The organism is Corallococcus praedator, assembly GCF_003612125.1.
In the GTDB taxonomy this organism is placed as follows: Bacteria; Myxococcota; Myxococcia; order Myxococcales; family Myxococcaceae; genus Corallococcus; species Corallococcus praedator.
In genome coordinates this window covers 1-429 of the sequence record NZ_RAWI01001129.1, presented here as the reverse complement: position 1 = coordinate 429, position 429 = coordinate 1, and the positions used below count along the sequence as shown (strand labels likewise).

The 429-nt window shown below is 40.6% G+C and carries 1 pseudogene; it reads right to left on the bottom strand.

From position 1 onward, the window contains the following. Positions 1 to 121 precede the first annotated feature (121 nt). A pseudogene (locus D7Y13_RS50175) lies at positions 122 to 429 on the bottom strand (IS630 family transposase); the annotation flags it as partial.

The window sequence follows — 429 nt, the reverse complement described above, 5'->3', positions numbered from 1 at the left end:
TATAGTCTACTTTTATTTTGATTCTTCACCAAAGCTATGGATTAATTCGATTGGGATCAGCCTTGTTATTGGCACAGGTTTGTTACTCAGTATTTCTTCTAGTAAAAGAGATATAGCGATCCTAAATGAGTTGTGAGAAGCAGCCATAGGTAAAAAGCTTTGGAAAGTTAAAGGTTTGGTGGTGAGTCACAAACTCAAAGAGGAATTTAACGACATTGAACGATGAACACAAGTGATAGTACTCTCGAATGAATCGCTTTGCCTGCAACCAAATATCTTCAATTGGGTTTTGCTTAGGGTCATTTGGGGCAAAGCGAATGCAAGTGATTTTCCAGTTGGACTCATCAAGCTCTCGATTAACCGATTCGAGGTACTCTTTCACCTCCTGTGAGCGATGATAGGTGGCTCCATCCCAAATCAGAGCACTGC